Here is a 19,694-nt window from a genome sequence, read left to right on the forward strand (position 1 = left end):
GCCAGAATTCGGTGCGAGGAGTGACGGAAATCCGCCCGGGATCGCCGGGTGCTGGCGCCTTCGCGCGATCCGAAAGGGTGAGATACATGGGTTCTGGACCTCTCGCACGCTCCGTTCTGGTGCGGCTCGGCATTGCCGGCATCGTCGGGCTGTCGCTCGCCGGCCAGCCGGCGGCCGTCTTTGCGCAGAGCGCCACCGGCAAGGAGGCCGGCAGCGCCGGCAAGCGCTGGGAAGAGGAGTTTTCCCTCTGGCAGAAGGTCTCTGCCGGCAGCGATGTCACGCAGTATGAAGGCTATCTGAAACAGTATCCGAACGGCACCTTCGCCTCGATGGCGCGTCTGCGCATTGCCGAGTTGCAGGCCGCCGCCAAGGCGAAGCCGGCGACGGGCACGGCACAGCAGGCCGAGGCGGACGCCAAGGCGAAGGTCGACGAGGCTGCTGCGGCCGAGAAGGCGAAGGCGGAAGAACAGGCAGTAGCGGAAAAGGCCAAGGCTGAAGAAGCGGCCCGCAAGACCGCCGAGGCTGAAAAAGCAAAGGCCGACGCCGAGGCGGCCCGCTTGAAGGCTGAGGAGGATGCGCGCAAAACGGCGGAGGCGGAAAAGGCGAAGGCGGACGCGGAAGCCGCGCGCCTGAAGGCGGAAGCGGACGTGAAGAAGGCCGAAGAGGCTGCGGCGGCGCGCAAGCTTGCCGAAGAGAAGGCTGCGGCCGACGAGAAGGCGCGCGTGGAAGCCGCAGCGGCGGAGAAGGCCCGGGCCGAAGAGGCTGCGCGCCTGAAGGCGGAAGCGGATGCGAAGAGGGCCGAAGAGGCCGCAGCAGTGCGCAAGCTTGCCGAGGAAAAGGCTGCGGCCGACGAGAAGGCGCGCGTGGAAGCCGCAGCGGCGGAGAAGGCCCGGGCCGAAGAGGCCGCACGCCTGAAGGCGGAGACGGAAGAGAAGGAAGCGGCTGCCCGCAAACGCGCCGAAGAGCAGGCTGCCGAGGCCAACCGGCTGAAAGCGGAGGCCGCGGCTGCCGCCGACAAGGCCAAGGCGGAGGAAGCGGCCCGGCTGAAGGCGGAAGCCGAACGACGAAAGGCCGAAGAGACGGCCGCTGCGGAAAAGGCGCGTGCGGAAGAGGAAGCCGCGGCCCGGCGCGAAGCCGAAGCCAAGCGCGTCGAAGCGGAGAAGGCGGCTGCGGCCGAGAAGGCGCGGATCGAGGAAGAGGCCGCCGCTGCACGCAAGCTTGCCGAAGAAAAGGCGGCCGAGGTGGAGCGGCTGAAGGCGGAAGCCGCGAAGGCGGCTGCCGATGCCGAGGCGAAGGCTGCCGAGGCGGCCCGCCTTGCAGAAGAGGCTGAAAAGCGCGCCGAGGAGGCGGCCGCCGCCGAGCGTGCCGCGCAGGAGAACGACACGGCGACTGCCGCCCGTGAAAACGAAGCGCAGGGCGCCGACAGGAAGGACCGCGGCCTTGCCGTCGAGCAGGCCGACGATGCGGCCAAGCGCGAGGAAGAGACTTTCCAGAAGGCCGTGCTCGACGGCTCGGAAAAGGCTTTCCGCGCCTATCTCGACGAATATCCGGACGGCCGCTTCGTCGCCGATGCGCGCGAGCGCCTGTCGGCGCTGTCAAACACCGCCCGGCAGGAAGCAAAGCCCAGGACGGACAGCGAAACGGCGATTGTCGAGACTGAGCGCAAGGCCGAGCAGCCGATCGTCGACCGGCGCGAGGCCTATATGGAGCGCTCGACCCGCGCCCAGGCGCAGCGCTGGCTCAGCATGCTCGGCTTCAACACCTACGGCGTCGATGGCGTCTTCGGTTCGCGCACCCGTTCGGCGATCGCCGCCTGGCAGGGCTCGTCGGGCTACCGCGCCGATGGTTATCTTTCCCGCCAGCAGTACCGTGCCCTTCGGCAGGCTGCGCAATATGCCGAGGCCCGGCAGAATCGCCAGCGCCGCTACCAGCAGGACTATGACGTGCTGGAAGGCCCCGTCGACGGCTACTACGAGCGCTACTACCGCGACGACGGCTACTACAACGATGGCGGCGGTCTGGTGATCATCCCCGGCTATTGAGAATACGACGGCCGGGCGGCGGTTTCAGCACAGGTGATGACGCTGCCGGTCGATTGACTTCCCGGGGGTGGAAGCATAATCATCCAGACTATTGGATGGTTCCCGGATCCGGAAACGGATCGGGGAGTAAATGGGAATGTGACGCGGCGGACCCAACCAGGGCGCTGCAATCACGGCCGACCCCGCGACTGTAGAGTGGCGAGGGACGCCCATCCGGATGGGAGGATCTGCGGGGAGCGGGGCAATGGTGCCTTGGTTTCGCGCTGTGAGAACCAGACGGAAAAGCCACTGGGTGGCATCGCGATCAGCAGGGGTTGGACGCCTCTTCTTCTACGAATCGTCCGCCTTTTCGCGATGCCTTAGCCTGGGAAGGCGAGGGGGCCCCGCAGGCGTTTTCAACGCCCGACGCTGCGAGCCAGGAGACCTGCCAGCCAATGTGAAGGACATTTCGTCCGACCTGGGGAGGTTTCCCCGCTGCCTGCACGGAGGTTGTCATGGCTGTTTCGACTACGTCTTCTGTTACCCTTTCCGCAAACGACCGTCTCGTCGCCGGTGTTTGCGCTCTTTTGCTCGGCGCCTTCCTGGTGTTCGGTGCAGGCCTTGCGAATTCCGCCGTGCTGCACGACACGGCACACGATACGCGTCACTCCTACGGCTTTCCCTGCCACTAAGGAGTTTTCGACATGATCGTTCGTTATCTCCTGGCCGCCCTGGTGGCCGGGCTGTTCTCCGGCGTGCTGATGACAGCCGCCCAGGAGGCTCGAGTCGTGCCGCTCATCCTGCATGCCGAGGAGTTCGAGGGCGGCGACGAAGCCGCACCCGCAACCGAGGGCACGACGCCGGCCACGGGCACGGAAGGCGCTGCACAGACGCAGGAGCATTCCTCGCTCGGCGCGGTCATCCTCGACATGGCCTCCGCGCTCTCGCCGGTCTCCGTCGCCTATGCCCATGAGGGCGAGGATCACGAGGAAGGCGGCATCATGTTCGGCATGAGCCGGTTCTCCGGCACGCTTTTGGCAAACCTCGTCACGGGCGCCGGTTTCGGCCTGTTGCTTGCCGGTTTCAGCCTCGTGTCCGGCCATCCGATCACGGTGGCGAACGGCGCGCTCTGGGGCGCGGCCGGCTGGCTTGCCGTGCACATGCTGCCGGCCATCGGCGTGCCGCCGGAGCTTCCGGGCTTCCCTGCCGCCGATCTCGGCGACCGCCAGGTGTGGTGGATCGCAACCGTCATCCTGTCGGCGGCCGGCCTCTACCTGCTGTTCCTCAAGCCGAACATCGTCGCCAAGGTCATCGGCATTGCGCTGATCGCGGCGCCGCAGGTCTATGGCGCCCCGCAGCCCAGCGACATTTCCAGCAACGTTCCGGCCGTGCTCGGTGCGGAGTTCGCCGTCGCTGCCCTTGCCACGACCCTTTTCTTCTGGATCGTGCTCGGCCTCTCGCTCGGCTTTGCCAACGAGAAGATCGCCAAGGCAGCCTGATATGACAGTGACATCGCCCGGAGCCGTCCTGGTTCTGGGCGGCGCGCGTTCCGGAAAATCCGCTTTTGCCGAGAGGCTGGTCGCCGAGACCGGCCTCTCGCGTCATTACATCGCCACGGGCCGCGCCTTCGACGACGAGATGCGCGAGCGCATCGCAAGGCACCGGGAGGACCGCGGCGACGGCTGGCACACCCATGAGGAGCCGTTGGCGCTCGCCGCGCGCATCGCTGACGTCGCCCGGGCCGACAGGGCCGTGCTCGTCGACTGCCTGACGCTGTGGGTGACGAACCTGATGCTGGAGGAGCGCGACATCGCCGCCGAATGTTCGGGTCTCCTGGAGGCTCTTCGAAAGGCGCCGGGGCGGATCGTGCTCGTCTCCAACGAGGTCGGCCTCGGCATCGTGCCTGAAAACCGCATGGCGCGCGAATTCCGCGACCATGCCGGGCGGCTGCACCAGAAGGTCGCCGCCCTCGTGCCCGAAGTCTATTTTATCGCGGCCGGACTGCCGCTGAAAATGAAGGGTTGAGCCATGCTGCAACAGAAGATCCCCGCCACCGTCATCACCGGCTTCCTCGGCGCGGGCAAGACGACGCTGATCCGCAACCTCCTGCAGAATGCCGGAGGAAAACGCATCGCGCTCATCATCAACGAGTTCGGCGATCTCGGGGTCGACGGCGACGTGCTGAAGGGCTGCGGCGCGGAAGCCTGCACCGAGGACGATATCATCGAGCTGACCAACGGCTGTATCTGCTGCACCGTCGCCGACGATTTCATCCCCACCATGACGAAGCTGCTGGAGCGGGAAAACCGTCCGGACCACATCGTCATCGAGACCTCGGGCCTCGCCCTGCCGCAGCCGCTGGTCGCCGCCTTCAACTGGCCGGAAATCAAGACGCAGGTGACGGTGGACGGCGTGGTGACGGTCGTCGACAGCGCCGCCGTTGCCGCAGGCCGCTTTGCCGACGACCACGACAAGGTGGATGCACTGCGCGTTACGGACGAGAACCTCGACCACGAAAGCCCGCTCGAGGAACTGTTCGAGGACCAGCTTACGGCAGCGGACCTCATCGTGCTCAACAAGACCGACCTCATCGATGCCGAAGGCCTCAAGGCGGTGCGCGATGAGGTCGCCTCTCGCACGGAACGCAAACCCTCGATGATCGAGGCGAAGAATGGCGAGGTCGCCGCCGCCGTACTGCTGGGCCTCGGCGTCGGCACGGAGGACGACATCGCCAACCGCAAGTCGCACCACGAGATGGAGCACGAGAACGGCGAGGAGCACGACCACGACGAGTTCGACAGTTTTGTCGTCGAGCTGCCCGCCATCGTGGATCCGGCCGCCTTCATCGAGCGTCTCAAGGGCGCCATCGCCACGCATGACGTCTTGCGCGTCAAGGGTTTTGCCGATGTGCCCGGCAAGCCGCTGCGCCTGCTCATCCAGGCCGTCGGCAGCCGTATCGACCATTATTTCGAGCGTGCCTGGGCCCCGGGCGAGGCTCGCGGTACCCGCCTCGTCGTCATCGGCCTGCATGACATGGATGAAGCCGCCGTGCGTGCGGCCATCGCTGCGGCGGTGTGAATTCCGGCATGAGCATGCAGCAGTCCCTCCCTTCGGCGTTTCAGGTGCGGCTCGGCCTTTTTGGGCGTGCCGCGTCGATGGATCCTCGGGCCAAGCCCGGGGATGACGGAGGGGAGGAGAGGCTGCAAAGCCCATCGATCGGCGCGGCGGGGGCGATCGTTGCCCACCGTCCCTGCCGTCCATCGTCATCTTCGGGCTTGACCCAAGGGACCACCGGCTCGATGCGCCGGCAGAAGGGAGGCGCGGCATGCATCTCCTTCTAGCCCAGAAAGGCACCATCGCAGATGGCCGGGAGGCGATCGACCTCGGCCAGACGCCGGGCGATATCCTCTTCCTTTCGGCCGCCGACACGGAGCTTGCCTCCATCGCCGCCGCCCACCGGGCGCGCGCGACGCAAACGCGGCTGCGGCTCGCCAGTCTCGCCACGCTCTCCCATCCGATGTCGGTGGATACCTATGTCGAGCGCACGGCGCGCCACGCCAAACTCATCGTCATCCGTGCCCTCGGCGGCGCCAGCTACTTCCGCTATGTGCTGGAAGCGCTGCTTGCAACCGCTGTCGCCAATGGCATCCGGCTCGTGGCGCTGCCCGGCGATGACCGGCCGGACGAGGGTCTCGTGCCCTTCAATCGCATAGACGATGCCGACCGCCAGAGCCTCTGGGCCTATCTCAACGAGGGCGGCGCGGACAACGCGGACCGTTTCCTCGCCTATGCCGACGCGCTGGTGTTGGGCGGCAGCAAGCCGGAACCCGCAACGCCGCTGGAAAAGGCCGGCATCTGGTGGCCGGGGCGGGGTGTGGTCGATATCGAGACCTGGCTGGGGCTGGCGGGTGCCGCTTGCCCCGCTTTAGAGGAAAACGCTCCCCCGACCGCTGCCATCTGCTTCTACCGCGCCTATGTCCAGAGTGGCGAGACGCGCCCGGTCGAAATGCTGATCGAAGCCTTGGCGGCCGAAGGTGTTCGGGCCCTGCCGCTCTTCGTCTCCAGTCTCAAGGAGCCCGTCTCCATCGAGACGGTCCGCGCCGCCTTCGCGGATGTCCAGCCCGGGGTGGCGCTGAACGCCACCAGCTTCGCCGTGTCCGCGCCCGGTGCCGGCCGCAAGCCGACGGTGCTCGACGAGACCGGCGCGCCGGTCCTGCAGGTCGTCTTCTCCGGCTCTTCGCGCGAGGCCTGGGAGGCATCGGGGCAGGGGCTGACGGCGCGCGATCTCGGCATGAACGTCTCGCTGCCGGAGGTCGATGGCCGCGTACTCGCCCGTGCCGTCTCCTTCAAGGCGGCCGCACGCTATGACGAGCGCGTCGAGACGAACATTGTCAGCCTCGATCCGGTCGAGGACCGCATCCGCTTTTCCGCCCGGCTGGCCGCCGGCTGGGCGCGGTTGCGGCGGGCAGCGCCGGCGGAACGCCGCATTGCCCTCGTCATGGCGAACTATCCGAACCGCGACGGGCGCCTCGGCAACGGCGTCGGCCTCGACACGCCCGCCGGCACGCTGGAGGTCCTGCGTGCCATGGCGGCGGCGGGCTACGCGGTCGACAGTCTGCCGGCAGACGGTGACGCGCTGATCGCCCACCTGATGGCCGGCCCGACCAATGCGGCGAGCGACGGGCGCGAAGTCCGCGAAACGCTTTCCCTGAATCATTACAAGGCTTTCTTTGCCTCTCTTCCGGCGCAGATTCAGGCGGAGATGACGGCCCGCTGGGGCGCGCCGGAGGACGATCCCTTCGTCACCGGCGATGTCTTCGCCCTGCCGCTCGCCCGTTTCGGCGAGACGCTGGTCGGCATCCAGCCGGCGCGCGGCTACAACATCGATCCGAAGGACACCTATCACTCGCCGGACCTCGTGCCGCCGCACGGTTATCTCGCCTTCTACGCCTTCCTGCGCCGGCATTTTGGCGCCCATGCCATCGTGCATATGGGCAAGCACGGCAATCTCGAATGGCTGCCCGGCAAGGCGCTGGCACTGTCGGAGGCCTGCTATCCGGAGGCCGTGCTCGGCCCGGTGCCGCATCTCTATCCCTTCATCGTCAACGATCCGGGTGAGGGAACGCAGGCCAAGCGCCGCTCCGCCGCCGTCATCATCGACCACCTGACGCCGCCCTTGACCCGTGCCGAGACCTACGGCCCGCTAAAGGATCTCGAAGCGCTCGTCGACGAGTATTACGAGGCTTCCGGCGGAGATCCGCGGCGCATCAAGCTGCTGACGAAGCAGATCCTCGATCTTGTGCGCGACATCGGCCTCGACCGCGACGCCGGCATCGCCCGCAGCGATGGCGAGGAGACGGCCCTGCAGAAGCTTGACGCCTATCTCTGCGACCTCAAGGAAATGCAGATCCGCGACGGCCTGCACGTCTTTGGCGTCTCGCCCGAGGGCCGGCTCCTGACCGACCTGACGGTGGCGCTCGCCCGCGTGCCGCGCGGTCTCGGCGAGGGCGGCGAGGCGAGCCTGCAGCGGGCGATCGCGGCGGATGCGTTTGCGATACCCCCCTCTGCCCTGCCGGGCGTCTCCCCCTCAAGAGGGGATATCCCGCGGCAAGACTTCGACCCGCTCGACTGTATCCCCTCCGACCCGTGGCCCGGCCCGCGCCCGCAAATCCTCGAAGCCCAGTCCGACGCCCCATGGCGCAGCAATGGCGACACCGTGGAGCGCGTCGAGCTGCTCGCTGCAAAGCTGGTGGACGGCACGTTCCCTTGCCCGGGAAGTTGGCACGCCACCCGCGCCGTGCTCGACACGATCGAAAGCACCATCGGTCCGGCCATTGCCGCCTGCGGAGCGGCGGAGATCACGGCGCTCATGCGCGGCCTCGACGGCCGCTTCATCGAACCCGGCCCCTCGGGCGCGCCGACGCGCGGGCGGCCGGACGTGCTGCCGACCGGGCGCAATTTCTACTCCGTCGACAGCCGGGCCGTGCCGACGCCGGCGGCCTGGGAGCTTGGCAAAAAATCTGCCGAGCTGCTCGTAACCCGCTATGCGCAGGACCATGGCGAATGGCCGACCTCCTTTGGCATCACCGCCTGGGGCACCTCCAACATGCGCACCGGCGGCGACGACATTGCCCAGGCCATGGCGTTGATCGGCGTCAAGCCGACCTGGGACATGGCCTCGCGCCGCGTCACCGGCTTCGAGATCATTCCGCCCGCCATGCTGCGCCATCCACGCGTGGACGTGACGCTGCGCATCTCCGGTTTCTTCCGCGATGCCTTCCCCGAGCAGATCGCGCTGTTCGACAGGGCCGTGCGTGCGGTCGGCGCGCTGGACGAGGACGATGCCGACAATCCGATCGCTGCGCGCATGCGGGCGGAGGCGGCAGCGCTGGCGGCGAAGGGTACGTCCGAGGATGAGGCGCTGAAGCAGGCCGGTTTCCGCATCTTCGGCGCGAAATCCGGCGGCTACGGCGCCGGCCTCCAGACGATGATGGACGAGGGGCTGTGGACGGAGCGCGGCGACCTTGCCGAAGCCTGGCTCGCCTGGGGCGCGCATGCCTATGACGGGACGAGCGACGGCGTGCCGATGCGCGAGCGGCTGGAGGCACGCATGAAGAGCCTTGAGGCCGTCGTGCAGAACCAGGACAGCCGCGAGCACGACCTGCTCGACAGCGATGAATACTACCAGTTCGAGGGCGGCATGGCGGCTGCAGCGGAGCATCTCTCCGGCAGGCAGCCCGTCATCTACCACAACGACCTGTCGCGGCCGGAAAAGCCTGTCGTGCGCACGCTGGAGGATGAGATCGGCCGCGTCGTGCGCGCCCGTGTCGTCAATCCCAAATGGATCGACGGCGTCATGCGCCATGGCTACAAGGGGGCCTTCGAGATTGCCGCGACGGTCGATTTCATGTTCGCCTTCGCCGCGACGACCGGTGCGGTGAAGGACCACCATTTCGAGGCGGCCTACCAGGCCTATGTGCTGGACGAGCGGGTGCGCGATTTCCTCATGGAGAAGAACCCGGCGGCGCTTGCCGAACTGGCGGCGCGGTTTGCCGAGGCGATCGACCGGGGCTTGTGGACGCCGCGCTCCAATTCCGCGCGCTTCGACCTGGACATGCTCGGTGCGCGCAAGGCCTCCTGATTGCGAATGAGACGAAGGGAAGAACGATGAGCGACAACCACGACGAAACCGCCGGCATGAGCGAAGCCGAGCTTGCCCGCCACTCGGAGAAGATGGCGAAGAAAAAACAGGCGCGCGAAAAGATCATGGCGACCAAGACGGACGAGAAGGGTCTCGTCATCGTCCACACCGGCAAGGGCAAGGGCAAGTCCACTGCCGGCTTCGGCATGATCTTCCGCCATATCGCGCACAAGAAGCCCTGTGCCGTCGTGCAGTTCATCAAGGGCGCCATGGTGACGGGCGAACGCGATCTCATCGAGGCGCATTTCTCCGATCTCTGCCAGTTCTTCACGCTGGGCGAGGGCTTTACCTGGGAAACGCAGGACCGCGCGCGCGATGTCGCAATGGCCGAGAAGGCCTGGGAGAAGGCGAAGGAGCTGATCCGCGACGAGCGCAACTCGATGGTGCTGCTCGACGAGATCAATATCGCGCTGCGCTATGATTACATCGACGTCAACGAGGTGATTGCGTTCCTGAAGACGGAGAAGCCCTACATGACGCATGTCGTTTTGACGGGCCGCAACGCCAAGGAAGAGCTGATCGAGATCGCCGACCTTGCTACCGAGATGGAGCTGCTGAAGCACCCCTTCCGCGCCGGCATCAAGGCGCAGCAGGGCGTGGAGTACTAAACCCCGGGGGCGTTGCCCCCATCCTCCTGTGCCGAGACCTTCTCCCCGCAGGCGGGGAGACGCAGGAAAACGACGCGCAGATCGTTCCTCGCCTTGCTTGCGGGGAGAGGATGCCGGCGGGTAGGTGACGGACTTTGGTTGGTCGCTCGCCTTTTGGAATCACCACCCCAGCCAGACGCGGAGCGGATGGCTGGGATCGGCCATCAGGCGGATGGCAAGCGCAATCGAGGTGACGACGAGCAGCGGCTTGATGATTTTCGCGCCGACCCTCATCGCGACGCGCGAGCCCGCCTGTGCGCCGAGGAACTGTCCGACGCCCATCACGAGGCCGACCTTCCACAGGACAACGCCATAGGCGAGGAACACGGCGAAGGCGCCGACATTCGAGCCGAAATTCAGGAGCTTGGTGTGTGCCGTCGCCTTCAGCACGCCAAAACCCGCCAGCGTCACGAAGGCCAGCATGAAGAACGAGCCGGTGCCAGGGCCGAACACGCCGTCGTAGAAGCCGATCGCCGGCACGATGGTGGCGGTGAACAGGAAAACGCTCATGCGGCGGTGCTTGTCGACATCGCCGATATTCGGCTTCAGCCCGAAATAGACGGCGATGGCCACCAGCAGGAAGGGCAGGATCGCCTTCAGCACGTCGCCAGGCACCACGGTGGCGAGCAGGGCGCCGAAGGCCGATCCCACCGCCGAGACCACGGCCATCGGCATCTGTTCGCGAAGCCGGACATGGCCGGCGCGGGCATAGGCGAGCGTCGCCGAGCCGGAGCCGAAGAGGGATTGCAGCTTGTTCGTGCCGAGCGTTTCGAGCGGCGGTATGCCGGCGATCAGCATGGCCGGAATGGTGATCATGCCGCCGCCACCGGCGATGGAATCGATGAAACCGGCAAGGAAGGCAGCGAAGAACAGGAAGACGAGGATATGAAGGGCGATGTCGGCCAAGGCGGGACTCGGACTATGCTAGGAGAGGATTTTCCGCACTTCTGTCAGACTGCGCCGCAAAAGCAAAGCCCAGGGTGCCCGCAAGCCGGGAAGGCGCTTGCGCCGGCCATGCAAGACGGGTCAAACAGGCTTAATGGCACCACGAGGAGAGGTGAGGATGAGCAAGGGTCTGGACACGGGCAGCGAATGGGAGCGGGCGTCCGCCGCGGAGCAGGGCTTCGATCCGCGCCTCGAACGCAAGCTGCTCGCCGGTATCGAAGCCGGCCTCATCCGCGACGTGCATGCGGTGCTGGTCAGCCGGCGCGGCAAGCTGGTGCTGGAGCACTATCGCACCGCGGTCGACGAAAGCTGGGGCATGCCACTCGGCGCGGTCGCCTTCGATGCCACGACGCTGCACGATCTGCGGTCGGTGACGAAGAGCGTGGTGGGGCTGCTCTACGGCATCGCGCTCGACCGGGGTCTCGTCCCGCCGCCGCAGGCGCCGCTTCTGGCGCAGTTTCCGGACTATCCGGATCTTGCCGCGGACCCGGCCCGCGCGGACCTGACGATCGGTCATGCGCTGACCATGACGCTGGGGCTGGACTGGGACGAGTACCGCTCCTACGCCGATCCGCTGAACAGCGAGATCGCCATGGAGAACGCCCCGGATCGCTATCGCTTCGTGCTGGAGCGGGCGGTGCTGCAGGCGCCCGGCACGCACTGGGTCTATTCCGGCGGGGCAACCGCGCTGGTTGGGGCGATCATCGAGCGGGGCAGCGGCCAGCGGATCGAGGATTTCGCCCGAGAGGCCTTGTTTGCGCCGCTCGGCATTTCACGGTTCGAGTGGCTGAGCGGGGCGGACGGCGTCGCTTCGCCGGCCTCCGGCCTTCGCCTTTCCGCGCCGGATCTTCTGCGCATCGGCCGCCTCGTATTGGAGGGCGGGCGTATCGACGGGCGGCAGGTCGTGTCGAAAGGCTGGCTCGACGTGTCGCTGGCGCGGGCCGTTTCGACCGACGACGGGCTCGACTACGGCCACTTCTGGTTTCTCGGCGCGGCACCGGTGCCGGCCTTCGGCGCGGAGCGGCCGTGGATGGCCGGTTTCGGCAATGGCGGCCAGCGGCTCTGGCTGATGCCGGAGGCGGATCTTGCCTGCGTCATCTTCTCCGGCAACTACAATGCGCCGGACGCCTGGGTGTCGCCGACACGCCTGTGGCGGGAGATCGTGCTCGCCAATCTCGTCTCTGCGTGAGGCGTGGCGCAACCGGTGCGGATCATGCCGCAATCCGGTTTGACCGGCTTCCCGCCCTCCGGTACTAAGAAACCAGCGACGGTGCCCGCGGGGCGGGCCGAGCGGTGTCCGGTGCGGCTGACCCAGAGGGGCTTCATCCGGAACTGTCGGTGGACGGCAAGGCCGGGTCCTTTCGCGTGGAATTTTGCGAGAGACCGTCATGCGCGCTGAGGCCCCATCCCCTGATACCGGACGACGTATGCTCGTCCTCGGCCTCGGCTGCGAACGCGGTACGCCGCCGGCGGAACTCCTCGATCTTGCCCTGTCCGTCATCCCTATCCCCGATGATGTCGCCTTCGTCGCGACGCTGGATGCCCGCGCGGAGGAACCGGCCATGCATGCCGTCGCCGGGCATTTTGCCGTTCCGCTCGTCACTTTTCCGGCGGCCCGGCTGGAAGCGGAGACAGCCCGTCTTGCCAATCCCTCGGAGCGTGTCTTCGCCATCACCGGCTGCCACGGCGTTGCGGAGGCGGCGGCGCTGGCGCTGGCCGGCGACAGCGGCAGGCTCGTCGTGGAGAAGACGAAATCGGCCCATGCCACCGTGGCGATCGCCGAATCTTTCCAGTCGCTTGCGGCGCTTTCCTTCGGGATTGAGTCCGCGCCTTCGCATTCTGATTCAAGTCGGGAACCCGCCTGATGCAAACCCTCTTCGCCGCCCTCCCGCCCATGGAAAAGGGCAGTGTCTGGCTCGTCGGTGCCGGCCCGGGCGATCCTGGCCTTCTGACCCTGCATGCCGCCAACGCGCTCCAGCAGGCGGATGTCATCGTGCATGACGCGCTGGTCAATGCCGAGTGCCTGTCGCTCGCCCGGCCGGGCGCCGTACTGGAATTTGCCGGCAAGCGCGGCGGCAAGCCCTCGCACAAGCAGCGGGACATTTCGCTGCGGCTCGTGGAGCTGGCGCGCGCCGGCAACCGCGTGCTGCGGCTGAAGGGGGGCGATCCCTTCGTCTTCGGCCGCGGCGGCGAGGAGGCGCTGACCCTCATCGAACATGGCGTTCCGTTCCGCATCGTGCCGGGCATCACGGCCGGCATCGGCGGCCTTGCCTATGCGGGCATTCCGGTAACGCACCGCGAGGTCAACCACGCCGTCACCTTCCTCACCGGCCATGATTCTTCCGGCCTCGTGCCGGACCGCATCAACTGGGAGGGCATCGCCAAGGGCTCGCCGGTCATCGTCATGTACATGGCGATGAAGCATATCGGCCAGATCGCCGCCAATCTCATCGCCGCAGGCCGCGCGCCGGACGAACCCGTCGCCTTCGTCTGCAATGCTGCGACCGCCCAGCAGCAGGTGCTGGAGACGACGCTTGCGCGCGCGGAGGTCGATGTCACAGCGGCCGGTCTTGAGCCGCCGGCCATCGTCGTCGTCGGCGAGGTGGTGCGCCTGCGCGCCTCGCTCGACTGGCTCGGTGCGCTGACGGAGGGGCGCGTTCTGGCGCCCGATCCGTTCGGCTCCCGTGGACTGAAGGATCCGGCATGAGCGGATTGCTCATTGCTGCGCCCGCGTCCGGCTCCGGCAAGACGACGGTGACGCTGGGGCTCGCGCGTGCCCTTGCCGATGCGGGCCTTGGCCTCGTTTCCGGCAAGGCGGGGCCGGATTACATCGATCCGGCTTTTCACGCAGCCGCCAGTCGCAAGGCCTGTCTCAACTACGATCCCTGGGCGATGCGGCCGGGCCTCATCCGCGCCAATGCCGCCGAGCAGGCCGGTGCGGGGGATTTCCTGCTCGTCGAGGCGATGATGGGTCTCTTCGACGCCGCCGCCGACGGCACCGGCGCACCGGCAGACCTTGCGGCGACACTTGGCCTGCCTGTCGTGCTCGTCGTCGATTGCAGCCGCATGTCCCAGTCCGTCGCCGCGCTGGTGAGGGGCTATCGCGATTATCGCAGCGATATCCACCTTGTCGGTGTCATCCTCAACAAGGTTGGCAGTTTGCGGCACGAGGCCATGCTGCGCGGCGCGCTGGAGGCCAGTGGCATCGAGATCTTCGGCGTGCTGGAGCGTGATCCGCTTCTTGCCTTGCCGGAGCGGCATCTTGGCCTCGTGCAGGCCGGCGAGCATGGCATGCTGGAGAATTTCATCGCCCACGCGGCCACGGTGGTGACGCGGTGCTGCAATCTGGAGCGCCTGATTGCGGTCGCCGCACGGCAGGAAAGGGGGCGGCCGGAGAGGGCCGTGCCACGCTTGCCGCCGCTCGGCCAGCGCATTGCGATCGCCCGCGACGTCGCCTTCGCCTTCACCTACGAGCACCTCCTGATGGGCTGGCGCATGGCGGGAGCGAGCCTTTCCTTCTTTTCCCCGCTGGCTGACGAAGCGCCGGCGGTTGACGCGGATGCCGTCTATCTGCCCGGCGGTTACCCGGAACTGCACGGGGCTGCTCTTGCCAATGCGGATGTCTTCCGTCTAGGCATGCAGGCGGCAGCGCGCCGGGGGGCGCGCATCTATGGCGAATGCGGGGGCTACATGGCGTTGGGGGAGGCTTTGGTTGCGGCGGACGGATCCCGCCATGGCATGCTCGGCCTCCTGCCGCTCGTCACCAGTTTTGCCGAACGTCGGCGTCATCTCGGCTACCGCCGCGTGGTGCCGCTTGCCGGCTCGGGATTTTCAGCACCGATGACCGCCCACGAATTCCATTACTCGACCGTCGCCAGCGAAGGTGCGGCGGAGCGCCTCTTTTCCGTCACGGACGCGATCGGCGAGGATCTCGGCGAGGCGGGCCTGCGTCGCGGAAGCGTCAGTGGCTCCTATATGCACCTCATCGATCTCGCACCGGAGGCGGCATGACCGCGCCGCGTATCGTTCATGGCGGCGGCATCGCCGCTGCCGCCGGCCGTTTCGGCGGCCGGCCAGAGGACTGGCTGGATCTTTCGACCGGTATCAACCCCAATCCCGCAACCCTGCCCGAAGTGGATGTTGCCGCCTGGCACCGGTTGCCGGATCGCCACCGCCAGGACGCGACCCGTGCCGCCGCCGCCCGCTATTATGGCGCATCGGGCGCGCTGCCCTTTCCTGTGCCGGGAACGCAGTCCGTCATCCAGCTGCTGCCGCGGTTCGTCGCTGCCGGCCGGCGTGCCGCCGTCATCTCGCCGACCTATGGCGAATATGCCCGCGTGCTGGAAAATGCCGGCGTGGCGGTGGACCGCGTCGCCGGCCTTGATGCGGTGAGCGATGCCCATGGCCTGGTCGTCGTCGTCAATCCGAACAATCCGGACGGCCGGCTGTTTTCGCGCGACGCGTTGCTCGACCTTTACCGGCGCATCGCCGGCCGCGGCGGCCTTCTTGTCGTCGATGAGGCTTTCGCCGACATGCGTCCCCAAGCCGCCGTCGCGCCGCTCGCCGGCGATGGCATGCCGGGCCTTCTCGTCTTCCGGTCCTTCGGCAAGTTCTTCGGCCTTGCTGGCCTGCGCCTTGGTTTCGTGATCGGTGAAACGTCGATCGTCGAGCGGATCGAGGACGGTCTAGGTCCCTGGGCCGTGTCGGGCCCTGCGCTGACCATCGCCACCGGCCTGATGACCGCCGATACGGCCGCCATTCGCCGGTCAATCGAGGCGCGCAAGGCCGCGCTTGATGCGGTCCTTGCCGATGCGGGCCTTTCTGTTGTCGGCGGCACCGGCCTGTTCTCGCTGGTCGACCATATGGATGCGGCGGGCCTCCAGGAAGGGCTCTGCGGCCAGCACGTCCTCGTGCGCCCCTTCGACTACAATCCGCGCTGGCTGCGCTTCGGTCTTGCGCCTGATGCGGCCTCGGATGCCCGGCTGGCGGCGGCGCTGGCGGCGGTGATGGCCGGACGATGAGCGAAACGCTTCTCCTGCTTCTGCTGGCGCTGTTGCTCGACCGCTTCGTCGGCGATCCGGACTGGCTGTGGCGGCGCGTGCCGCACCCGGTCGTGCTGTTCGGCCGGGCGATCGGGCTGATGGACAAGCTCTTCAACGGCAAGCGCCTCTCGGCGGACACCAAGCGCTTCAACGGTGCCGTCTGTATCGCCGTGCTGCTTGCCGCCAGTGCGCTTTCCGGTTTCGTGGTGCACCGGCTGCTCGCATCGCTCGGTATCCTCGGCGCCCTCGTGGAAATCGTGATCGTCGCGGTCTTCCTGGCGCAGAAGAGCCTTTACGATCATGTGCGTGCCGTCTCCAGCGGCCTGAAGCGCGACGGTCTTGCCGGCGGGCGGCAGGCCGTGTCGATGATCGTCGGCCGCGACCCGGCGACGCTCGACGAGCCGGCCATCTGCCGTGCCGGCATCGAAAGCCTGGCGGAGAATTTTTCCGATGGCGTCGTCGCTCCGGCGCTCTGGTATGCGCTTCTCGGCCTGCCGGGCCTGTTCGCCTACAAGATGCTGAACACCGCCGATTCGATGATCGGCCACAAGAACGCGAAATACCTCGATTTCGGCAGGGCTTCCGCCCGGCTGGACGATTTCGCCAACTGGCCCGCCGCACGGTTCTCCATCTTCCTTATCGCTGTGGGTGCCTGGGCGGTGAAGGGCAGGGCGGCGGCGCGCCATGCGGTCGGCACGGCGCTGCGCGACGCCGGCCTCCATCGCTCGCCGAATTCCGGCTGGCCGGAAGCGGCCATGGCCGGGGCGCTCGGCATCGGCCTTGCCGGCCCGCGCATCTATGGAGGCACACGCGTCGACGAACCGATGATGAATGCCAGCGGGCGCACCGTGGCGACAGTCGCCGATATCGATCTGTCCCTGCGGATATTCTCCGGCGCCTGCGCCGCACTCGCTGCTGCTGTATTGCTGGCGATGCTTCTTGTCGCTTTGCTGTGAGCGCGCTGCACAGCGTTTGATAAAATTTTACGCCTTAACTTCGTTTTCTTTTCGTCACCCCCGTCAATATTGTGGAAGTCTGAAACGTCTATATTCTGTCTCGCTGTGAGACATGGCGTGGAAGCCGTGCGCAATCGAATAGAGGGGAAGTCATGCGTATCTTGTTTGCGACCGCAGTCGCATTCCTTCTTGTATTGTTCCAGACCCAGACCGCTCTGTCTGCCAACCTTATCGCCCAGATCAGTCTTTCTTCGCAGACCATGGTCGTTACTCAGAACGGCGCGGTGAAGTATCGCTGGCGCGTCTCGACCGGCCGCAAGGGGTACGGCACGCCGACGGGAGCCTGGTCGGCGAAGTGGGCCTCGCGCAACCATCGCTCGCGCAAGTACAACAACGCGCCGATGCCCTATGCGATCTTCTTCAAGGGCGGATATGCGGTTCATGCGACCTACGAGACGAAGCGCCTCGGTCGTCCCGCGTCGCATGGTTGTGTACGCCTCCACCCGAACAATGCGGCGACCTTCTTCCAGATGGCCAATCGCCACGGGCTGTCCAACACGCGCATCGTCATCACGCGCTGAGCATTTTGCTCAATCGTTGCCGGCGTAGCGCATCAGCCGGTCCATGTCGGGAACGGTGACATGGCGGTTGTTCTCGATGCGGATGACGTTTTCCTTGCGCAGCTTGGTGAACTGCCGGCTGACGGTCTCGATCGTCAGCCCGAGGAAATCGGCGATGTCGGCGCGTGAGAGCGGCAGGTCGAAGGTCGACATGTCGACGCATTCCGGGTCGATATGGGTGGCGATGAGGTAGAGGAAGCTTGCCACCTTCTCCTGCGCCGTCTTGCGGCCGAGGGTCAGCATCCAGTCGCGGGCTTCGTCCAGTTCCTTCAGCGCCTGCCGGTGCAGCTTGTGTTCCAGTTCCGGCGTCTTCTTGACGAGACGGTCGAGCACATGGCGGGGGAAGTTGCACACTTCGCTTTCCGTCGCCGCTTCCGCGGTGATGGCGCTTTCCTCAAGGAAGGGCCGGCCGAGGAAATCGGGGGCGAATTGCAGGCCGACGATCTGCTGGCGGCCGTCCGCCATGACCTTGGTCAGCTTCACGACGCCGCGCATGATGTTGGAATAGTTCACCACCGTCTCGCCCTGGCCGATGACTTCGGCGCCGGTGTCCAGGCGGTTGCGGAACGAGTGCTTGTTGAGTTCGGAAAGCTGCTCGGAGGTCAGCGCGCCGCACACGCCGCCATGGCGGGCCTCGCAGGCGCGACATACGACCGGAATATCGGAGTTATGGATATCTTGGCGGCGAATTTCCATATCGGCTTTCCTTTCGCCCGGCGGGTGCTGCGGCGCAATAATGCCGTGCTACCGCACGTGGTTCTGAACATAAAGCGTGCCGCCTAGCGGCAAAATAGCGCTTCCTGACTATTGTCAAATCCTAGCGCACTCATTCCGGCTTTCACTTGATCAAAATCAAATGTCGACGGCCATTTCGTGTTTATTTGCTATGTGAGCAAGGAGATGACCATGCAGCACACCCTCGTAGAACGCCTTTCGTCGCCGGTTCCCCGCTATACGAGCTATCCGACCGCGCCGCATTTCGACGAAAGCATCGGACCGGACGTCTATGCCGGGTGGCTGGGGCGCCTTACGGCAGAGAATCGCCTCTCGCTCTACGCCCACATTCCCTATTGCGACCGGCTGTGCTGGTTCTGCGCCTGTCACACCAAGCAGACGCTGCGCTATGAACCCGTCGAAGCCTACCTCAAGGGGCTGCATGCGGAGATCGCCGCCATCGGAGGACGCGTGTCACGGGAGGTCCCCGTCACGGCGCTGCATTTCGGCGGCGGTTCGCCGACCCTCCTGCGGCCGGATGACATGCGGACGCTGAAGACCTGTCTGGAGGCGAGTTTTTCCTTCGCGACGGATGCGGAAATCTCCGTAGAGATGGATCCGAACGATCTCGATGACGCCAGGCACGATGCGCTGGCCGATATCGGTATGACCCGCGCCAGCCTCGGCATCCAGGATTTCGACCCCACGGTGCAGAAGGCGATCAACCGCATCCAGACCTTCGAGCAGACCCGCGGCGTGGTGGAGGCCGCACGGGCGCGGAACGTGCGCTCGGTCAATTGCGACATCCTCTACGGCCTGCCGCACCAGACGCTGGAGACGCTGGCCGAGACGGTTCGCGCGGTCCTGTCGCTTGCGCCCGACCGTATCGCGCTCTTCGGCTATGCCCATGTGCCATGGATGAAGAAGCACCAGACGATGATCGACGAGGCGGCGCTGCCGGGCGTGGTCGCGCGGTTCGAGCAGATGGCGCTTGCGGCCGACATGCTGGTCTCGGCCGGCTATGAGGCGATCGGCATCGATCATTTCGCGCTTCCCGCCGACGGGCTCGCCGTGGCGGCGCGCCAGGGCACGCTCCGGCGCAATTTCCAGGGCTATACCGACGACCAGGCGGACGCGCTGGTCGGGCTCGGTGCATCGTCGATCGGCCAGCTTCCCGAAGGTTACGTGCAGAACATGCCGGCGACGGGCGAATATCTGCGCCGGGTGGAGGAGGGTGGCCTTGCCGCCGTCCGCGGCTACGCGCTGACCGGGGAGGACCGCGCCCGCGCCTTCGTGATCGAGAAGATCATGTGCGATTTCGGCTTTTCCTTCACGGCGCTTGCCGCAAGCCATCCCGCCTTCTCCGGCATCATCCGGGCCGAGGCGATCGGTTTTGCCCTTGCCGACCGGGACGGGCTTGCCCGCATCGACGGCGACCGTTTCGTGCTCACCGCGGCAGGGCGACCCTTCGCCCGCACCGTCGCTGCGGTCTTCGATGCGCATCTGGCGAGCGGACGCGGGCGGCATTCCATCGCGGTCTGACCGGCG

At 66.5% G+C, this 19,694-nt stretch carries 17 protein-coding genes and 1 riboswitch; of the genes, 15 read left to right on the forward strand and 2 right to left on the reverse strand.

Annotated features, from left to right (window positions below):
* The first annotated feature begins 86 nt into the window (after positions 1–86).
* From P9A16_RS05920 to cobO, 7 genes are all read left to right on the forward strand, one after another.
* A complete protein-coding gene (locus tag P9A16_RS05920; RefSeq protein ID WP_278025572.1) occupies positions 87–2,042 on the forward strand; it encodes a peptidoglycan-binding domain-containing protein in 1,956 nt (651 codons plus the stop codon).
* A gap of 79 nt (positions 2,043–2,121) precedes the next feature.
* Positions 2,122–2,488: riboswitch (cobalamin riboswitch) on the forward strand.
* A 48-nt stretch (positions 2,489–2,536) separates the two neighbouring features.
* Positions 2,537–2,713, forward strand: coding sequence for a CbtB domain-containing protein (locus P9A16_RS05925; protein WP_023514761.1), 177 nt, complete (start codon positions 2,537–2,539; stop codon positions 2,711–2,713).
* Between the two features lie 12 nt (positions 2,714–2,725).
* Positions 2,726–3,520: a CbtA family protein gene (locus P9A16_RS05930; protein WP_278025573.1), complete on the forward strand. Its 795-nt coding sequence runs from the start codon at positions 2,726–2,728 to the stop codon at positions 3,518–3,520.
* A gap of 1 nt (position 3,521) precedes the next feature.
* Entirely contained in the window at positions 3,522–4,046 is a 525-nt protein-coding gene (gene cobU / locus P9A16_RS05935) for a bifunctional adenosylcobinamide kinase/adenosylcobinamide-phosphate guanylyltransferase (protein WP_024270880.1), read from the forward strand.
* 3 nt (positions 4,047–4,049) lie between these two features.
* On the forward strand, positions 4,050–5,099 hold the full coding sequence (gene cobW, locus P9A16_RS05940) for a cobalamin biosynthesis protein CobW (RefSeq protein WP_023516956.1): 1,050 nt from the start codon (positions 4,050–4,052) through the stop codon (positions 5,097–5,099).
* A gap of 247 nt (positions 5,100–5,346) precedes the next feature.
* Positions 5,347–9,162, forward strand: a complete 3,816-nt coding sequence (cobN, locus tag P9A16_RS05945) for a cobaltochelatase subunit CobN (RefSeq protein WP_024270881.1) — start codon at positions 5,347–5,349, stop codon at positions 9,160–9,162.
* A 26-nt stretch (positions 9,163–9,188) separates the two neighbouring features.
* On the forward strand, positions 9,189–9,830 hold the full coding sequence (gene cobO / locus P9A16_RS05950; RefSeq protein ID WP_023516634.1) for a cob(I)yrinic acid a,c-diamide adenosyltransferase: 642 nt from the start codon (positions 9,189–9,191) through the stop codon (positions 9,828–9,830).
* A 159-nt stretch (positions 9,831–9,989) separates the two neighbouring features.
* Here cobO and P9A16_RS05955 read toward each other — a convergent pair whose 3' ends face one another.
* On the reverse strand, positions 9,990–10,775 hold the full coding sequence (locus tag P9A16_RS05955) for a TSUP family transporter (protein WP_023516633.1): 786 nt from the start codon (positions 10,773–10,775) through the stop codon (positions 9,990–9,992).
* Positions 10,776–10,932: 157 nt separating this feature from the next.
* On the opposite strand from P9A16_RS05955, the gene P9A16_RS05960 reads away from it, so the two are divergent.
* The 7 genes from P9A16_RS05960 to P9A16_RS05990 all read left to right on the forward strand — a co-directional run bounded on the left by P9A16_RS05960 (position 10,933) and on the right by P9A16_RS05990 (position 17,393).
* Entirely contained in the window at positions 10,933–12,003 is a 1,071-nt protein-coding gene (locus P9A16_RS05960; RefSeq protein WP_023516632.1) for a serine hydrolase domain-containing protein, read from the forward strand.
* A gap of 199 nt (positions 12,004–12,202) precedes the next feature.
* Entirely contained in the window at positions 12,203–12,679 is a 477-nt protein-coding gene (locus P9A16_RS05965) for a cobalamin biosynthesis protein (RefSeq protein WP_051758722.1), read from the forward strand.
* Entirely contained in the window at positions 12,679–13,521 is an 843-nt protein-coding gene (cobA, locus tag P9A16_RS05970; protein ID WP_023516630.1) for a uroporphyrinogen-III C-methyltransferase, read from the forward strand. The genes P9A16_RS05965 and cobA overlap by 1 nt, the downstream gene beginning before the upstream one ends.
* Entirely contained in the window at positions 13,518–14,825 is a 1,308-nt protein-coding gene (locus P9A16_RS05975) for a cobyrinate a,c-diamide synthase (RefSeq protein ID WP_023516629.1), read from the forward strand. Before cobA ends, P9A16_RS05975 begins: the two co-directional genes overlap by 4 nt.
* Positions 14,822–15,835, forward strand: a complete 1,014-nt coding sequence (gene cobD, locus P9A16_RS05980; protein WP_023516628.1) for a threonine-phosphate decarboxylase CobD — start codon at positions 14,822–14,824, stop codon at positions 15,833–15,835. Before P9A16_RS05975 ends, cobD begins: the two co-directional genes overlap by 4 nt.
* Complete coding sequence (gene cbiB / locus P9A16_RS05985; RefSeq protein WP_024270882.1) at positions 15,832–16,812, forward strand: adenosylcobinamide-phosphate synthase CbiB; 981 nt, start codon at positions 15,832–15,834, stop codon at positions 16,810–16,812. The genes cobD and cbiB overlap by 4 nt, the downstream gene beginning before the upstream one ends.
* Positions 16,813–16,964: 152 nt before the next feature.
* Positions 16,965–17,393, forward strand: a complete 429-nt coding sequence (locus P9A16_RS05990; protein WP_024270883.1) for a L,D-transpeptidase — start codon at positions 16,965–16,967, stop codon at positions 17,391–17,393.
* 9 nt (positions 17,394–17,402) lie between these two features.
* Here P9A16_RS05990 and P9A16_RS05995 read toward each other — a convergent pair whose 3' ends face one another.
* Positions 17,403–18,128, reverse strand: a complete 726-nt coding sequence (locus P9A16_RS05995; RefSeq protein WP_023515613.1) for a Crp/Fnr family transcriptional regulator — start codon at positions 18,126–18,128, stop codon at positions 17,403–17,405.
* Positions 18,129–18,338: 210 nt separating this feature from the next.
* On the opposite strand from P9A16_RS05995, the gene hemN reads away from it, so the two are divergent.
* Positions 18,339–19,688: an oxygen-independent coproporphyrinogen III oxidase gene (gene hemN / locus P9A16_RS06000; protein ID WP_023515664.1), complete on the forward strand. Its 1,350-nt coding sequence runs from the start codon at positions 18,339–18,341 to the stop codon at positions 19,686–19,688.
* The last annotated feature ends 6 nt before the right edge of the window (positions 19,689–19,694 follow it).

Source organism: Shinella sp. 838 (genome assembly GCF_029623935.1).
In the GTDB taxonomy this organism is placed as follows: Bacteria; Pseudomonadota; Alphaproteobacteria; order Rhizobiales; family Rhizobiaceae; genus Shinella.

Bases quoted from the DNA above. Each gene is read 5' to 3' on its own strand.
- P9A16_RS05920 (WP_278025572.1), top strand. From the start codon at position 87: ATGGGTTCTGGACCTCTCGCACGCTCCGTTCTGGTGCGGCTCGGCATT.
- P9A16_RS05925 (WP_023514761.1), top strand. From the start codon at position 2,537: ATGGCTGTTTCGACTACGTCTTCTGTTACCCTTTCCGCAAACGACCGT.
- P9A16_RS05930 (WP_278025573.1), top strand. From the start codon at position 2,726: ATGATCGTTCGTTATCTCCTGGCCGCCCTGGTGGCCGGGCTGTTCTCC.
- cobU (WP_024270880.1), top strand. From the start codon at position 3,522: ATGACAGTGACATCGCCCGGAGCCGTCCTGGTTCTGGGCGGCGCGCGT.
- cobW (WP_023516956.1), top strand. From the start codon at position 4,050: ATGCTGCAACAGAAGATCCCCGCCACCGTCATCACCGGCTTCCTCGGC.
- cobN (WP_024270881.1), top strand. From the start codon at position 5,347: ATGCATCTCCTTCTAGCCCAGAAAGGCACCATCGCAGATGGCCGGGAG.
- cobO (WP_023516634.1), top strand. From the start codon at position 9,189: ATGAGCGACAACCACGACGAAACCGCCGGCATGAGCGAAGCCGAGCTT.
- P9A16_RS05960 (WP_023516632.1), top strand. From the start codon at position 10,933: ATGAGCAAGGGTCTGGACACGGGCAGCGAATGGGAGCGGGCGTCCGCC.
- P9A16_RS05965 (WP_051758722.1), top strand. From the start codon at position 12,203: ATGCGCGCTGAGGCCCCATCCCCTGATACCGGACGACGTATGCTCGTC.
- cobA (WP_023516630.1), top strand. From the start codon at position 12,679: ATGCAAACCCTCTTCGCCGCCCTCCCGCCCATGGAAAAGGGCAGTGTC.
- P9A16_RS05975 (WP_023516629.1), top strand. From the start codon at position 13,518: ATGAGCGGATTGCTCATTGCTGCGCCCGCGTCCGGCTCCGGCAAGACG.
- cobD (WP_023516628.1), top strand. From the start codon at position 14,822: ATGACCGCGCCGCGTATCGTTCATGGCGGCGGCATCGCCGCTGCCGCC.
- cbiB (WP_024270882.1), top strand. From the start codon at position 15,832: ATGAGCGAAACGCTTCTCCTGCTTCTGCTGGCGCTGTTGCTCGACCGC.
- P9A16_RS05990 (WP_024270883.1), top strand. From the start codon at position 16,965: ATGCGTATCTTGTTTGCGACCGCAGTCGCATTCCTTCTTGTATTGTTC.
- P9A16_RS05995 (WP_023515613.1), bottom strand. From the start codon at position 18,128: ATGGAAATTCGCCGCCAAGATATCCATAACTCCGATATTCCGGTCGTA.
- hemN (WP_023515664.1), top strand. From the start codon at position 18,339: ATGCAGCACACCCTCGTAGAACGCCTTTCGTCGCCGGTTCCCCGCTAT.